The 14,420-nt window shown below is 64.7% G+C and carries 14 protein-coding genes and 1 tRNA gene; 7 read left to right on the top strand and 8 right to left on the bottom strand.

Annotated elements, in window-relative coordinates:
- Position 1: 1 nt before the first annotated feature.
- The 7 genes from GYH34_RS13575 to GYH34_RS13545 form a co-directional block, all read right to left on the bottom strand.
- Positions 2–745, bottom strand: coding sequence for an urease accessory protein UreD (locus tag GYH34_RS13575; protein ID WP_161914040.1), 744 nt, complete (start codon positions 743–745; stop codon positions 2–4).
- Positions 746–810: 65 nt separating this feature from the next.
- Positions 811–1,509, bottom strand: a complete 699-nt coding sequence (gene urtE, locus GYH34_RS13570; protein ID WP_161914039.1) for an urea ABC transporter ATP-binding subunit UrtE — start codon at positions 1,507–1,509, stop codon at positions 811–813.
- Between the two features lie 4 nt (positions 1,510–1,513).
- Positions 1,514–2,275 (bottom strand): urea ABC transporter ATP-binding protein UrtD, encoded by a 762-nt coding sequence (gene urtD, locus GYH34_RS13565; RefSeq protein WP_161914038.1) that lies wholly within the window; start codon positions 2,273–2,275, stop codon positions 1,514–1,516.
- On the bottom strand, positions 2,272–3,393 hold the full coding sequence (gene urtC / locus GYH34_RS13560; RefSeq protein ID WP_161914037.1) for an urea ABC transporter permease subunit UrtC: 1,122 nt from the start codon (positions 3,391–3,393) through the stop codon (positions 2,272–2,274). Before urtC ends, urtD begins: the two co-directional genes overlap by 4 nt.
- Before the next feature lie 9 nt (positions 3,394–3,402).
- The gene (gene urtB / locus GYH34_RS13555; RefSeq protein ID WP_161915020.1) at positions 3,403–4,974 is read right to left on the bottom strand and encodes an urea ABC transporter permease subunit UrtB; all 1,572 of its coding nucleotides are present in this window, start codon (positions 4,972–4,974) and stop codon (positions 3,403–3,405) included.
- A 70-nt stretch (positions 4,975–5,044) separates the two neighbouring features.
- Entirely contained in the window at positions 5,045–6,319 is a 1,275-nt protein-coding gene (gene urtA / locus GYH34_RS13550; protein WP_161914036.1) for an urea ABC transporter substrate-binding protein, read from the bottom strand.
- 36 nt (positions 6,320–6,355) lie between these two features.
- Positions 6,356–7,549: a hypothetical protein gene (locus GYH34_RS13545; protein ID WP_161914035.1), complete on the bottom strand. Its 1,194-nt coding sequence runs from the start codon at positions 7,547–7,549 to the stop codon at positions 6,356–6,358.
- Positions 7,550–7,725: 176 nt separating this feature from the next.
- Between GYH34_RS13545 and GYH34_RS13540 the strand changes: the two genes are divergently transcribed.
- The 4 genes from GYH34_RS13540 (at position 7,726) to GYH34_RS13525 (ending at position 12,686) form a co-directional block, all read left to right on the top strand.
- Positions 7,726–8,064: a hypothetical protein gene (locus GYH34_RS13540; protein WP_161914034.1), complete on the top strand. Its 339-nt coding sequence runs from the start codon at positions 7,726–7,728 to the stop codon at positions 8,062–8,064.
- Between the two features lie 29 nt (positions 8,065–8,093).
- Positions 8,094–11,465 (top strand): ATP-binding protein, encoded by a 3,372-nt coding sequence (locus tag GYH34_RS13535; protein WP_161914033.1) that lies wholly within the window; start codon positions 8,094–8,096, stop codon positions 11,463–11,465.
- The gene (locus tag GYH34_RS13530) at positions 11,455–12,372 is read left to right on the top strand and encodes a DNA-binding response regulator (protein ID WP_161914032.1); all 918 of its coding nucleotides are present in this window, start codon (positions 11,455–11,457) and stop codon (positions 12,370–12,372) included. The genes GYH34_RS13535 and GYH34_RS13530 overlap by 11 nt, the downstream gene beginning before the upstream one ends.
- A 101-nt stretch (positions 12,373–12,473) precedes the next feature.
- Positions 12,474–12,686 carry a SlyX family protein gene (locus GYH34_RS13525; RefSeq protein ID WP_036286739.1) on the top strand — a complete coding sequence of 71 codons (213 nt, stop codon included), beginning with the start codon at positions 12,474–12,476 and terminating at the stop codon, positions 12,684–12,686.
- A gap of 40 nt (positions 12,687–12,726) precedes the next feature.
- On the opposite strand, the gene GYH34_RS13520 is transcribed toward GYH34_RS13525, so the two are convergent.
- Positions 12,727–12,811, bottom strand: a tRNA-Leu gene (locus GYH34_RS13520).
- A gap of 161 nt (positions 12,812–12,972) precedes the next feature.
- On the opposite strand from GYH34_RS13520, the gene GYH34_RS13515 reads away from it, so the two are divergent.
- From GYH34_RS13515 to GYH34_RS13505, 3 genes are all read left to right on the top strand, one after another.
- Positions 12,973–13,554: a YqaA family protein gene (locus tag GYH34_RS13515; RefSeq protein ID WP_174242407.1), complete on the top strand. Its 582-nt coding sequence runs from the start codon at positions 12,973–12,975 to the stop codon at positions 13,552–13,554.
- Positions 13,551–14,048: a disulfide bond formation protein B gene (locus GYH34_RS13510; RefSeq protein ID WP_161914031.1), complete on the top strand. Its 498-nt coding sequence runs from the start codon at positions 13,551–13,553 to the stop codon at positions 14,046–14,048. Before GYH34_RS13515 ends, GYH34_RS13510 begins: the two co-directional genes overlap by 4 nt.
- Before the next feature lie 113 nt (positions 14,049–14,161).
- A complete protein-coding gene (locus tag GYH34_RS13505) occupies positions 14,162–14,416 on the top strand; it encodes a hypothetical protein (RefSeq protein WP_161914030.1) in 255 nt (84 codons plus the stop codon).
- Positions 14,417–14,420 lie beyond the last annotated feature (4 nt).

Here is a 14,420-nt window from a genome sequence, read left to right as displayed (position 1 = left end):
TTCAATTGAGCCACAGGCGTGGCGCGCCGCCGCGGCCGCCGGTGGCGAGCGGCCGTAGAGCCGCCAGCGCCTCTACGAGCATGTGGCGCAGCCGTGACGCATCATCCTCGAGAAAGCGCAGTAGCAGGATGCCATTGACGAGGCTTGCGGCGCCGGCCGCGCAGTCGCGCGCCAGCGGCAGCAAATCCGCGACCGTTGGCCCGGCGACGACAACCGTCGCATAGCCTGCGGCGTCGCCGAGCCCGAAGCGATCTTCGCGATGCGCGGTCATGTCGCCCTCGAGGCCGATTGCGTCGGCCCAAACTGGCTTGCCGTCGATGCGTAGCATCCAGGCGTCGCGCAAGGCGCCATGGCTCAGCCATTCTCCGCTCGCGCGGCGGCCGAAAAGGATGATCTCGACGCCGAGAAAGCGCGCGCTCGGCGCGAGCTCTATGTCGATGCGTCGGCGCAGCCGCGCGCCGTCGAAGAGGATCGTCTCCTGCGGCAGCCATTCGAGTTGCGCATCGGCACCGCAACGAAGATGCGTGACGATCTCGGCGTCCGCGCCGGCGGAGCGATAGATTTTCTCGGCGGCCGGCGTCGTGACCGTCAAGGCGGCGCCGGCCTCGATCTCTATGTCCAGCGCATAGTGATCGCCGCCGACGACTCCGCCGCCGGTGTTGACGATCGTCGCCTCGGGCGCCTCATGAGGCTCGACGGCGGGAAACAGCGCCCTCAGCGGCGCCTCCTGCGCCAAATGTCGCAACCGGCTCGCTCCCTGAACTTGCGCATAGCGCAATTCTATTCGGCCCCTCGCGCGTTGAGGACCGTTCACAACGCCACGAAATCCCTGATGTTGTCCTTGTCCATATCGGCTCCGAGACCTCGCTTGACGATCTGACCGCGCGACATGACCATGTAATGATCCGCCAGCTCGCGGCCGAAGTCATAATATTGCTCGACGAGCAGAATGGCGAGATCGCCGCGCCGGCTCAAGCTCTTTATCACCTCGCCGATGAGCTTGATGATGGAGGGCTGAATGCCTTCCGTCGGCTCGTCGAGAATGATGAGCTTGGGATCGGAGACCAGCGCGCGGGCGATGGCGAGCTGCTGCTGCTGGCCCCCCGAGAGGTCGCCGCCGCGGCGCCGTAGCATCTCCTTCAGCACGGGAAACATCTCATAGATTTCGCTCGGCACTCTGGCGGCTTTGCGCGCCGGCTTCACCGCCATGCCCATCAGCAGATTTTCCTCCACGGTGAGACGAGAGAAAATCTCGCGGCCCTGCGGCACATAGGCGACGCCGCGCGCGGCGCGCTGATTGGGCGACAGCTTGGAGATATCCTGGCCATTGAAGTGAATGCCGCCGCCGCGGATCGGCGTGACGCCCATTATGCTGCGCAGCAGCGTCGTCTTGCCGACGCCATTGCGCCCGAGCAGCACGGTGCAGGCGCCTTTGGGCGCGGTGAAGGAGACATCGCGCAGAATATGGCTGCTGCCGTAATATTGATGGAGGCCGCTGATTTCGAGCATGTTCCTAGCGCCCCAGATAGACTTCGATGACGCGCTCGTCGCTCTGCACCTCGCTGAGCGGGCCTTCGGCGAGCACGGCGCCTTCGTGCAGCACCGTCACCTTGCGCGCTATGGCGCCGACGAACTCCATATCGTGCTCCACCACCATGATCGAATGCTTTCCCGCGAGCGTCAGCAGCAGCTCGGCCGTGCGCTTCGTCTCGTGATCGGTCATGCCGGCGACCGGCTCATCGAGCAGCAGCAGCAGCGGGCGCTGCGCGAGCAGCATGCCGATCTCCAGCCATTGCTTCTGCCCATGCGAGAGCAGGCCGGCGCGCTCCTTGGCCTTGTCGGCGAGCTCCACTGTCTCCAGCAATTCGCCGATGCGGTCGATCTGCTCGCCGCTGATGCGGCGAAACAGCGAGGCGCGCACGCTCTTGTCGGCCTTTATGGCGAGCTCGAGATTCTCGAACACGGTCAAATGCTCGAAGACGGTCGGCTTCTGGAATTTGCGGCCGATGCCGGCGGCGGCGATCTGCGGCTCGTTCATTTTGGTGAGATCGAGCGTGCGTCCGAAATAGACGGTTCCCACATCCGGCCGCGTCTTGCCGGTGATGACGTCCATCATCGTCGTCTTGCCGGCGCCATTGGGGCCGATGATGCAACGCAGCTCGCCCGTGTCGATCGACAGAGAGAGACCGCGCAGCGCGCGATAGCCGTCGAACGTGACCTGCACATCGTCGAGATAGAGCGCGACGCCGCTGGAGATATCCGGCTCGCCGATCATCGCGTGCGCTCCTTGCGGAAGGAGGCCAGCGTGTCGAAGAGGCCGATGACGCCTTTGGGCAGCAGCAGAGTGACGAGCACGAAGAGGAGTCCTAAGAAGAACAGCCAATATTCGGGAATGGCGGCGGTGAAGAAGCTCTTCGCGCCATTGACGAGAAAGGCGCCGATGAGCGGGCCGATCAGCGTGCCGCGCCCGCCGACCGCCGCCCATATGGCGATCTCGATCGAGGCGGCCGGCGACATTTCGCTCGGATTGATGATGCCGACCTGCGGCACATAGAGCGCGCCGGCGAGTCCGCAGATCGCGGCCGAGAAGGTCCAGATCGCGAGCTTGTAGGAGAGCGTGTCATAGCCGCAGAACATCACGCGGCTCTCCGCCTCGCGGATCGCCGTGAGCACGCGGCCGAATTTGCTGGAGACGAGAAAGCGCGAGACGAGAATGAGCGCGAGAAGAAAGGCCCCGGTCAGCGTAAAGAGGATCATGCGCGTTCCCGGCGTCGCCAGCGGATAATCCAATATGCGCTTGAAATCGGTGAAGCCGTTGTTGCCGCCGAAGCCGGTCTCGTTGCGGAAGAAGAGCAGCATCATCGCATAGGTGAGCGCCTGGGTGATGATGGAGAAGTAGACGCCTTTGATGCGCGAGCGAAAGGCGAAATAGCCGAAGACGAAGGCGAGCGTCGCCGGCGCGAGAATGGCGAGCGCGGCAGAATAGGCGAAATGATCGGTGAAGGACCAGAACCAGGGATAGGCCTTCCAATCGAGGAAGACCATGAAATCCGGCAGATCGGAATGATAGCTGCCGTCCTGACCGATCTGGCGCATCAGATACATGCCGAAGGCGTAGCCGCCGAGCGCGAAGAAAATGCCATGGCCGAGGCTGAGGATTCCGGCATATCCCCAGACGAGATCCATGGCGAGCGCCAGCATGGCGTAGCAGAAAAGCTTGCCGATGAGCGCGACCGAGGCGTCGGAGAGATGGAGGAGGGAGCCCTCCGGCGCGACGAGATTGGCGAGCGGCGCGGCGATGAAGATCGCGAGCGCGGCGGCTGCGAAGCCGAGCCAGCCGCCGAGGCCGAAGAGCCGCGTGGAGAGCGATGGGGCAGGCGGGATGTAGAGCATGTCTTTAACTCAATCGGCCTGCCGGCCGCCGAGCGCGAACAGGCCCTGCGGACGCTTTTGTATGAAGACGACGATGAAGATCAGCAGAGCGATCTCCGCGAGCACGGCGCCGGCCATATTCTCGAGAATCTTGCCGGCGACGCCCAATCCGAGCGCGGCGTAGACGGCGCCCGCGAGCTGGCCGACGCCGCCGAGCACCACCGCCATGAAGCTGTCGACGATATAATGTTGGCCGAGATCCGGCCCCACATTGCCGACCTGCGATAGCGCGACGCCCGCGAGGCCGGCGAGGCCGGAGCCGAGCGCGAAGGCCATTGTGTCGATGCGGGCGGAATCGACGCCGACGCAGCGCGCCATTCCGCGATTCTGCGTGACCGCGCGCACGAAGAGGCCGAGGCGCGTTCGCGCCAGCAGGAAGGAGACCAGCAGCAGCACGCCGACCGAGAAGATCAGTATGACGATGCGATTATAGGGCAGCTCGAGATTATCGGTGACGAAGACGCGGCCGGACATCCAGGCGGGGTTTTCCACCTGCACATTCTGCGCGCCGAACAGGCTGCGCACTCCCTGCATCAATATGAGGCTGACGCCCCAGGTGGCGAGCAATGTCTCCAGCGCGCGGCCATAGAGAAAGCGGATCACTGTGCGTTCTATTGCGACGCCGACGAGAGCGGCGACGAGGAAGGCGACCGGCGCGGCGGCGGCGAGATACCATTGGAAATAATCGGGCAGATGCGCGCGGAAGAAATTTTGCACGACATAGGTCGCATAGGCGCCGATCATCATCATCTCGCCATGCGCCATATTGATGACGCCCATCAGCCCGTAAGTGATGGCGAGACCGAGCGCGGCGAGCAGCAATATGCTGCCGAGGCTGAGGCCGGAGAAGACGACGCCGAGATTCTCGCCGATGGCGAGGCTCGACTCGACATTGCGCAGCGAGCGCGTCAGCGCGACGCGCACCTCGCCGTCTTCCTCGGTGGCGAGGCGCGTCTTCAGCGCCTCGCGCACGCGGCCGGAGATGGCGGTGCGCAGCGCCTGCGCGGCGGCAAGGCGCTGCATGCGATCGGCGCTCTGCAATTCACCGAGCGCGCGCATTTGGCGCAGCGCGTCGCGCACGCCGGCGTCGCGTTCCTTTTGTTCTGCTTTGGCGAGCAGCGAGACGCGGGCGTCGTCGAGATCGGCGCTCTGCAGCCGCTTCACCGCATCTAGGCGGGCGCCGTGATCGGGCGAGGCGAGCTCGATCAGCGCGATCGTCTCCTCTATCGCGAGACGCAGGCTATTGCTGGTCGAGGCGTCCTCGGCGTCGGCGGGAAGCTCGGCGGGCGTGCGCTCCAGCGCGTCCACGGCCTTGTCGCCATCGACGATGAACGCCTTGTCGCCGGAGAGCTTCACGCGGTCGGCGAGGAGATCGCGCAGAAAGGGGATGGCGGAGAGATCGCCGCGCGCGGCGGCGGCGTCGAGCGCCCTGTGCTGCTCGTCGGGATCGCCGCCGGTTAGCTGGGCGATGGTCTCGCGGTCGAGCGCCATGGCCGGCGCGACGGATATCGCCAGCAGCAGTCCGACGATAAGTCTGAGCATACGCAAGTTTCAACGCTCCATTTCAAGCCGCATCGGGCGGCCCGATCGCCGGGCCGCCCGCTTTTATTCGTCAATGCGTGTCCGGCTCGTCCTTTTTCTTGTCATTGCCGGGAATGAAGGGGCTCCAGGGCTGCGCGCGCACCGGGCCGGGCGTCTTCCACACGACATTGAACTGGCCGTCCGCCTTCACTTCGCCGATGAACACCGGCTTGTGGAGATGGTGGTTCTTCGCATCCATCTCTGCGGTGAAGCCCGATGGAGCCTCGAGCTTCTGACCGCCGACGGCGGCGATCACCTTATCGACGTCGGTGGTCTTGGCCTTCTCGACCGCCTGCTTCCACAGATTGACGCCGATGTAGGTGGCCTCCATCGGATCATTGGTCAGCGGCTTGTCGGCGTTGGCGACGCCATGCGCTTTGGCGTAGGCGGCCCATTTCTTCTTGAACTCCGTATTGGCGGGGTTCTTCAGCGACATGAAATAATTCCACGCGGCGAGATGGCCGACGAGCGGCTTGGCGTCGACGCCGCGCAACTCCTCCTCGCCGACCGAGAAAGCGACGACCGGAACTTCCGTCGCCTTGAGCCCGGCGTTGCCCAGCTCCTTGTAGAAGGGCACGTTGGAGTCGCCATTGATCGTCGAGACCACCGCCGTCTTGCCGCCAGAGGCGAATTTCTTGATGTTGGCGACGATCGTCTGATAATCGCTGTGACCGAAGGGCGTGTATTCCTCCATTATGTCGGCGTCGGCGACGCCCTTGGAATGGAGGAAGGCGCGCAGGATCTTATTGGTCGTGCGCGGATAGACGTAATCGGTGCCGAGCAGCACGAAGCGCTTGGCGCCGCCGCCGGCCTTGCTCATCAGATATTCGACCGCGGGAATGGCCTGCTGGTTCGGCGCCGCGCCCGTGTAGAAGACGTTCTTCTCGAGCTCCTCGCCCTCATATTGCACCGGATAGAACAAGAGGCCGTTCAGCTCCTTGAACACTGGCAGCACAGATTTGCGCGACACCGAGGTCCAGCAGCCGAAGACGACGGCGACCTTGTCGGTAGCGAGCAGTTGGCGCGCCTTTTCGGCGAAGAGCGGCCAGTTGGAGGCCGGATCGATGACGACGGGCTCGAGCTTGCGGCCGAGCACGCCGCCCTTGGCGTTGATCTCCTCGATCGCCATCAACGCCGTGTCCTTCAGAACGGTCTCGCTGATGGCCATGGTGCCGGAGAGAGAATGCAGAATGCCGACCTTGATCGGCCCTTTATCCTCCGCGCGCGCCGGCACGAGCGCGGTCGACGCGAGCAACGCGCCTGCGGCGAGCATGCCGAGGCTCTTCACCAGAACTCTACGTTTCATTCGTCTCTCTCCCAGGTCGGATAGGTCGCGCCGCGCTCAGAACTGGATCTGAACGCCGAGGATGAACTTGTCGATGTCCTTGCGCGCGGTGAATTGGTTGATCGCGTAATTGGCCGTGATGCGCAGATTGTGTCCGTCGATCACATAGGAGACGCCCATGTCGTATTGACGCTCCCATGTCGCGGCGAGCGTGTCGCGGAAGGATTGGTAGCGGAAGTAAGGCTGGAAGCGGCCCCATCCGATCACGTAAGGGATGAGATAGCCGGCGCCGACCATATAGGCTTCGCCGGGGCGAATGCCGCCGACGAGATCGGTCGAGCGGGCGTTGTTGAAATTGGTGGCGACGTCGTTCACGCCATGTGTGTAGTAGCGGTAATAGGCGCCCTCGAAGGTCGCCGCGCCGAACTCGCCGAGCTTCTTCTCGAAGAGAACGTCGACGTTCCAGGCGGTGAAGTCGGCGCGCTGGAGCTGATTGCCGACGCCGTCCTGCTGATATTGCGCCGCGACGCCGATCGCCAGCACATCTGCGCCGCCGAAATAGGTGCTGCTGGTGTAATAAGCGGGATCGGGATCGGGATCGAGCAGATTGAGATTGAGGCGGCCGGCGAACAGCGGGTTGCCGGATTGGTTGGATGCGCCGATGATTTGATTGTGGCCGTCATAGACGCCGAATGAATAGGTGAGGCGTTTCTCGAACAGCTTGCCCCAGACCGTGCCGCCGTCCATGCGGCCGGAGACCTTGCCGGGATAGCGCGAGACGACGCCGGGATATGACCAGCCGAGCAGATAATAGGGACCGTCGAGATTGGCGCGGTCGCTCGGCGGCAGCATGCGGCCGCCCCAGACGTTGATCTCGTCCAGCGGCTCGAACTGGCCATAGCCGTCGAGCACCTGGATCGTATTGTTGCTGGAGACTTCCGTGTTGAAGGTCGCCTTCAGATATTGATTGAAGGACGCCGAGGAGAAGATGCGGAAGCTCTCGAGGTCGACGCGGTCGGGATTGGTTCCCGCTGCGTGGTTGCGCGTCACATCGCTGAAGAAGGGACGCAGGCCGAAGCCGACGCTGACCCATTGATCGTCGCCGAACGGAACCACCACACGGGCCTGCGCCGCCTGATCCCCCATCAGACAACAGACCGCCAAGGCGAGCGTCGGCGCGGCCTTGGCCGCGAGCTTGGACCGACGGCGCGCCGTCCTTCGCGCCGTAAGTGCTTCGTGGGATTGGTTCATCTGTCCCCCTCGTGTCGTCCCCCCGGCGATTCGCGCCGGTTTCGTCACGTCAAGGACTAGTCGCGCCAACCCCTAGGTAGGAATACGCTGAAATGCGTATTGCTCCGTTCGCGCCAAGTCGTCGAATAGGGCATGAGAGCCGGCAGGGGATTCGCCGGCCCGGGGGAGTGAGGCGAATGCGCAAGACCACGGCATTGGATATTTTTGGATTGACCGCGGGAGCGCTCGCGCTCGTCGTCGCGGTCGGACAGGCGAACGCTTCGTCGAAAAGCCATAAGGCGCAGGCGGCGGCGCCGATCGCCGAGCAGCGCTACGCCGTCGACATGTGGTGGAACATCGGCGGCGATATGGGCGGCCTGAAGAAAGCCACAGACGCCTGCGTGAAGAAGCTCGGCGAGTCCGAGCGGCCGACGCTGGTGTCGCCGCCGCCTTCGACGACGATCCTGAGCAAGCCCATGCTAGACTGTCTCGAGGCGCAGGGCTGGCGACCGGCGGGCGAGCCTCGGCCGGTCTGACGCGGGCGACGCCCCAACGTAAAGTGAGCATGCGCGAGCAGCAGCGAATTTTCCCGGTCCGTCGGACCTACAACAAGTTCGTCGCGGACCAGACGCTCGAGGATTATTCGCTGCGCTACACGGCGGAAGCGGCGCGCCGCTTCACGCCTTGGCGAGTCGCCAACACAGCGCTCGGGGCGATTTCCTTTCTCGCCTGCGAGGCGCTGGGCGGCGGCGTCACGCTGATGTTCGGCTTCACCAACGCAATGGCGGCGATCCTCGCCGTCGGCGCGCTGATCTTTCTCGCCAGCCTGCCGATCGGCCATTACGCGGCCAAATATGGCGTCGACATGGATCTGCTGACGCGCGGCGCCGGCTTCGGCTACATCGGCTCCACCGTCACCTCGCTGATCTACGCCTGCTTCACTTTCATCCTCTTCGCCATTGAGGCGACGATCATGGCCGATGCGCTGCAAATGTGCCTCGGCGTTCCGCTCGGCCTCGCTTACGCAATTTCTTCGCTCGCAATATTGCCCATCGCCGCGCTCGGCATTCGCTTCATCAGCCGCTATCAGCTGTGGACGCAGCCGATCTGGCTGGTGCTGCAAATCGCGCCTTTCGCCTACTCGATCGTGGTCGGGGCGCCGGCGATCTCCGGCTGGATGTCCTTTCCCGGCGCCGCCGGCGCGCTGGACGGCTCCTTCGATCTGAGGCTCTTCGGCCTTTCCGCCTCGATCCTGCTGTCGCTGCTGCCGCAGATCGGCGAGCAGGTGGATTATCTGCGCTTTCTGCCGACGACTGCGCGCATCGGCGCGCGCAGCTGGCGCTTCGCGCTCTTCGCGGCCGGGCCGGGCTGGGTTTTGATCGGCGTCGCCAAACTCGCGGCCGGCTCGTTTCTCGCCTATCAAGCCTTGTCGCTCGGCGTCTCGCCCGAGCGCGCGGCGCAGCCGAGCGAGATCTATTATCTTGCCTTCTCGAGCCTCGTCCATTCGCCCGGCCTCGCGCTGGCGCTCACCGGGCTCTTCGTCGTCGTCTGCCAGACGAAGATCAATGTCACCAACGCCTACGCCGGCTCCATCGCCTGGTCCAACTTCTTCTCGCGCATCACGCACAACCATCCCGGCCGCGTCGTCTGGCTGGTGTTCAACGTCACTCTGGCGCTATTGTTGATGGAGTTCGGCGTCAGCCATGTCATCGACAGCATTCTGGCCTTCTATTCCAATTTCGCGGTCGCCTGGATCGGCGCTCTGACCGCCGATCTCGTCGTCGACAAGCCGCTCGGGCTGAGCCCGCCGCAGATCGAGTTTCGCCGCGCCTATCTCTATGACGTCAATCCTGTCGGCTGCGGCGCCATGCTCGGCTCGCTCATCGTCTCGACGGCGGCGCTCTATGGTCTGCTCGGCGACACTCTGCAGCCGCTGTCGGCGCTCATCGGCTTCGTCGTCGCTTTCTCGCTCGCGCCGCTCATCGCCTACGCCACCGGCGGGCGCTATTATATCGCGCGCCCGCAGACCGTCTTCCGCGAGCCCATGCGCTGCATGATCTGCGAGAACGAGTTCGAGCCGCATGACATGGCGTCCTGCCCGGCCTATGGCGCGGCGATCTGCTCGCTGTGCTGCTCGCTGGACATGCGCTGCAAGGACGCCTGCAAGCCGCAGGCGCGGCTCGCCGCGCAGGCGCGCGCGCTTTTCTCCGCTCTTTTGCCGAGATTCTCGCTGCCCTTCTTCTCGACGCGCGCCGGCCGTTTTCTCGTCGTGCTCGGTCTGCTCGCAGTGACGAGCGCGGCGATCCTCGGCGCGATCTATTTCCAATACGCCGCCGTCGTCGGCCCGTCGGCGCGGCCGATCATTCGCACGACGCTGGAGATCGTCTTCGTCGGCCTCTTGCTCGTCATGGGCGTCGCCGCCTGGACATTGGTGCTCGCGCAGGAGAGCCGCCGCGTGGCGGAAGAGGAGACGCGCCGCCAGACGGAAATTCTGCAGGAGGAGATCACCGCTCACGAGCGCACCGACGCCGAGCTGCAACGCGCCAAGGAGGCGGCGGAGGCGGCCAATATCGCCAAGACGCGTTTCATAGCGGGGCTCAATCACGAGATACGCACGCCGCTCAACGCCATCAACGGCTATGCGCAATTGCTGGAGCGCGACGCCACCGATCGCCCGCAGGACGCGGTGCGCGTCATCCGCCGCAGCACGGAGCACATCACCAATCTCATCGACGGATTGCTCGACGTCGCCAAGATCGAGACCGGCTCGCTCGATGTGGCGCGCGACATCTTCCGCATCGACGAGACGCTGGACCAGCTCGTCGACATGTTTCGCCTGCAGGCGGCGGCCAAAGGCGTCGCCTTCCGCTATGAGCGCAGCCCAGATCTGCCGCGCTATGTGCGCACCGACAGGAAGCGCCTGCGGCAAATCCTCATCAATCTCGTCTCCAACGCCGTGAAATTCACCGAGCGCGGCCATGCCGGGCTGAAGGTCTCCTATCGCAACGACATTGCGGAATTCATCGTCGAGGACACGGGGATCGGCATCATGCCGGAGGATATGCAGCGCATTTTCGCGCCCTTCGAGCGCGGCCGCATGGCGGCGGTTTCCGCCATTCCCGGCACTGGCCTCGGCCTCACCATCACCAAGCTGCTGACGCAGATCATCGGCGGCGAGATGCGCGTCGAGAGCGAGGTCGGGCGCGGCAGCCGCTTTGTCGTGCGTCTTTATCTCACCGCCGCGACGTCGCCGGAGGAGGGGCAGCAGCCGCCACAGATTCGCGGCTATGCCGGGGCGCGCAAAACCATACTCGTCGCCGACGACACGGCGACGCATATCGATGTGATGCGCCAATCGCTGGGCGGGCTCGGCTTCGACGTGCTGACGGCTTCCAATGGCGCTGATTGCGTGGCGCTCGCCATCGAGCGCAATCCCGATCTCGTCATGCTCGATATCGCAATGCCGGGCATGGACGGCTGGGAGGCGGCGCGACGTCTGCGCGACGCGCTCGGGCCGGAGACGCCGATCATGATGGTCTCCGCCAACGCCCATGAGCTGATGGAACGGCGCGGCCCCGATTCGCCGCATGATGATTTTCTGGTGAAGCCGATCGAATTTTCCGAAATGCTGGATCGCATCGGCAATCTGCTTGGGCTCGATTGGTTCTATGTCGCGGCGCGCGCCACGCCCGGAGCGGAGCCTTTCGCGCCGGCAGCGCTCGCTTTGCCGCGCGAGAGCGTCGAGAAGCTGCTGCATCTCTGCCGCGTCGGCCATAGCCGCGGCATAGAGGCGGCGCTGCGCGAGATAGAGGCCGCGGCGCCGGAGCGCGCTGCCGCGATCGCCCAATTGCGCGCCATGGCGCAGAATTTCGAGTTCGAGGAGCTGGCGCAGACGCTCGAGGCCGCATTGACGCAGGAGGTCGAGCATGTCGGCTGATCTGCGCCAGCGCGACACGGCGCTTGTCGTCGACGATAATCGCGACGAGCTGAGCCTGCTCGTCGAGGCGCTGGAGCGCGCCGATTTCACCGCGCTCGCCGCCACCAATGGCGAGGCGGCGCTGGCCCTGCTCGAGCGCGTGGCGCCGAATGTCGTCGTGCTCGACGCGGTGATGTCCGGCCTCGACGGTTTTGCGACCTGCCGGCGCATAAAGCAGAATCCGCGCTTCGCGCATCTGCCGGTGATCTTCCTCACCGGACTCAAGGACACGAGCCATGTGCTCATGGGGCTCGAGGCGGGCGGCGTCGATTATGTGGTGAAGCCGGTCATCATAGAGGAGCTCGTCGCCCGCATTCGCATTCACGTCTCCAACGCCAAGGCCGCCTTCGGCGCACGCGTGGCGCTGGACGCGACGGGGCGCCATCTCCTGGCCACGGATCGCGACGGACGCCTGCTCTGGTGCACGCCGCAGGCGGCCGATCTTCTCGCGGCGCGTCTCGGCCCCTTCGAGATTTTGCGCTCGCAGCCGCCGGAGGCTTTTGCGGCGTTGTTGCGCGAAGCGGCCGAACGCCGCGACCATGATGCGTCCGCGGCGGCGGGGCCGGTCGCCATCTCCTTTCTCTGCGAGATCGGCGGCGACGAGCTGCTGTTTCGCCTGACCGAGCCGCAGAGCGTCAGCGACGAGGCGCTTCTGGCCCAGAAATTCGCGCTGACGCTGCGCGAGGCGGAGGTGCTGAGCTGGCTCGCGCGCGGCAAGTCGAATCACGACATAGCCGAGATTCTCTGCATCTCGCCTCGCACGGTGCATAAGCATTTGGAGCGCATTTTCGTGAAGCTCGGCGTCGACAGCCGCTCCTCCGCGACCTCCGTGGCGCTGCAGACGCTGAAGGCGTTGGCGGCGGATTGAGGTGACGAGGGCCGCGGCGGAACGGAGCTCTTGTCTTTCCGCGCGATCGAAGCTTGGATGCGCGCGCCGGCCGATGGGACGCGCGGCGCAATGGAGCCCTCATGAGCGGTGAGCTTTCGGATTTGTCCTCTCGTCTCGTCGCCTTGGAGACGGCGCTCGCGCATCAGGACAAGACCGTCGCCGAGCTGAACGACGTCATCGCCTCGCAATGGCGACGGATCGACACGTTGGAGCGGCAGATCGCCCGCCTGCGCGAGGAGTTCCAGACGCTCGGCCACCGCGACGCGCCGGAGCGACCGCCGCCGCATTATTGAGATGCGGGCGCGGTTCTATCTACTTGAATTATTAGGCTATTGGTGCCCCTGGCCGGAGTCGAACCAGCACTCCTTGCGGAACTCGATTTTGAGTCGAGCGCGTCTACCAATTCCGCCACAGGGGCGCGGGCCGGCGGGGCCGGCGTCGCGGCGCGGATATTAGCCGGGCCGAAGCCTCCGTCAAGGCGAGCTTGCGCGTTTCGCACGGCCGATGCGCGGCCAGCCTCGCCTCCGGCGCCGCGAGATGGTAAGCGAGGGGCGCTTCGCCCTTAGAACCGGTTGGAAAATGATCAAAAAGCTCTACGACTGGACCATGTCGCTCGCCGGCAGCCGGCATGCGCCTTTCGCGCTCGGCGCCATAGCTTTTGCGGAAAGCTCCTTCTTCCCGGTTCCGCCGGATGTGATTCTCCTGCCCATGTCGCTGGCCGAGCCCAAGCGCTCCTGGCTCTATGCCGGCATCTGCACCGTGGCCTCCGTGGCCGGCGGCGCGCTCGGCTACGCCATAGGCGCGCTGTTCTACGACACGATCGGCCTCTGGCTCATCGATCTCTATGGCTACGCCGCCAAAATGGAGGCGCTGCGCGCATTCTACGCGCAATGGGGCGCGCTCTTCATTCTGGTGAAGGGGCTGACGCCCATTCCCTATAAGCTCGTCACCATCGTCTCTGGGCTGATGGATTATAATTTCGGCCTGTTTCTCGCGCTCTCGCTGGTGACGCGCGGCCTGCGCTTCTTCATCCTCGCCGCCGCCATCAATCATTTCGGCGATTTTCTGCGCGACAAGCTGGAGGCGCATTTCGGCCTGTTCATCGGCGGCATGGCGGCGATCGTCGTCGTCGGCTTCGTCGTCGCGGCGAAATTCCTGTGATAGCGGCGCTGCTCTCCACGCGACAACGCGCGGCGCTGGCCGTTCTCGGCGTCGCCGTCGCCACCATCGGTGGCGCCTGGATCATCGAGGCGATGGGCTTCGCCCCCTGCGAGCTGTGCCTGAAGCAGCGCATTCCCTATTACGCCGGCATTCCGCTCGCCGCCTTTGCGGCCATAGCGCTGCAGCGGGGCGGGGAGGGCGCCGCGCGCGTCGCTCTGGCGCTGCTCGGGCTTTTGTTCGCGGCGGGAACGGCGCTGGCGCTCTATCATTCCGGCGTCGAGCTGAAGCTCTTTCCCGGCCCCTCCGAATGCACGGGCGCGCTGAGCAAGGCCGGCTCCTTCGACGATTTCCGCTCTTCGCTCGACAAGATGAAAGTGGTGAGCTGCGATCGTCCGGCGCTGCGCATCTTCGCGCTCACGCTCAGCAATTGGAATGTGCTGATCTCCGCCGCTCTCGCCGCCATCGCCTTTCGCGCCGTGCGCGGCGGGCGCTGAAATTCTCCGAGCGGCCTTGTCGCAAGGCCGGCTCGCGCCATCCTCTGCCCGATAGAGAATTGACCATTCTCAATCGGCGGCGCGGCCCGCTCGCGACCAATCGGAGAATTTCCATGCGAGTCTTCCAGCAATACGACATGCAGACGCAGGGCGTTCAGACCAGCCCGGACGGCTCGCCCAACACGCGGGCGCTCGGCCGGCATCTCATCCTATTGGAGAATCGCTTCAACGAATTGGCGAATGACGTCAATCTGATGCAGGACAAGCTGACGAAGATCCTCATCACGCTCGACAAGCTCGCCAATAAGGGCGCGCCGGCCAATGGCCCCGTCAACAGCGCGGAGGCGCTGCGCCGGCTGCTCGGCTGACGGC

This window comes from Methylosinus sp. C49, from assembly GCF_009936375.1.
Taxonomy (GTDB): Bacteria; Pseudomonadota; Alphaproteobacteria; order Rhizobiales; family Beijerinckiaceae; genus Methylosinus.
The sequence above is the reverse complement of the archived record's forward strand: the minus strand, read 5'-3'. Positions and strand labels throughout refer to the sequence as shown.

Bases quoted from the DNA above. Each gene is read 5' to 3' on its own strand.
- urtE (WP_161914039.1), bottom strand. From the start codon at position 1,509: ATGCTCGAAATCAGCGGCCTCCATCAATATTACGGCAGCAGCCATATT.
- urtD (WP_161914038.1), bottom strand. From the start codon at position 2,275: ATGATCGGCGAGCCGGATATCTCCAGCGGCGTCGCGCTCTATCTCGAC.
- urtC (WP_161914037.1), bottom strand. From the start codon at position 3,393: ATGCTCTACATCCCGCCTGCCCCATCGCTCTCCACGCGGCTCTTCGGC.
- urtB (WP_161915020.1), bottom strand. From the start codon at position 4,974: ATGCTCAGACTTATCGTCGGACTGCTGCTGGCGATATCCGTCGCGCCG.
- urtA (WP_161914036.1), bottom strand. From the start codon at position 6,319: ATGAAACGTAGAGTTCTGGTGAAGAGCCTCGGCATGCTCGCCGCAGGC.
- GYH34_RS13545 (WP_161914035.1), bottom strand. From the start codon at position 7,549: ATGAACCAATCCCACGAAGCACTTACGGCGCGAAGGACGGCGCGCCGT.
- GYH34_RS13540 (WP_161914034.1), top strand. From the start codon at position 7,726: ATGCGCAAGACCACGGCATTGGATATTTTTGGATTGACCGCGGGAGCG.
- GYH34_RS13535 (WP_161914033.1), top strand. From the start codon at position 8,094: ATGCGCGAGCAGCAGCGAATTTTCCCGGTCCGTCGGACCTACAACAAG.
- GYH34_RS13530 (WP_161914032.1), top strand. From the start codon at position 11,455: ATGTCGGCTGATCTGCGCCAGCGCGACACGGCGCTTGTCGTCGACGAT.
- GYH34_RS13525 (WP_036286739.1), top strand. From the start codon at position 12,474: ATGAGCGGTGAGCTTTCGGATTTGTCCTCTCGTCTCGTCGCCTTGGAG.
- GYH34_RS13515 (WP_174242407.1), top strand. From the start codon at position 12,973: ATGATCAAAAAGCTCTACGACTGGACCATGTCGCTCGCCGGCAGCCGG.
- GYH34_RS13505 (WP_161914030.1), top strand. From the start codon at position 14,162: ATGCGAGTCTTCCAGCAATACGACATGCAGACGCAGGGCGTTCAGACC.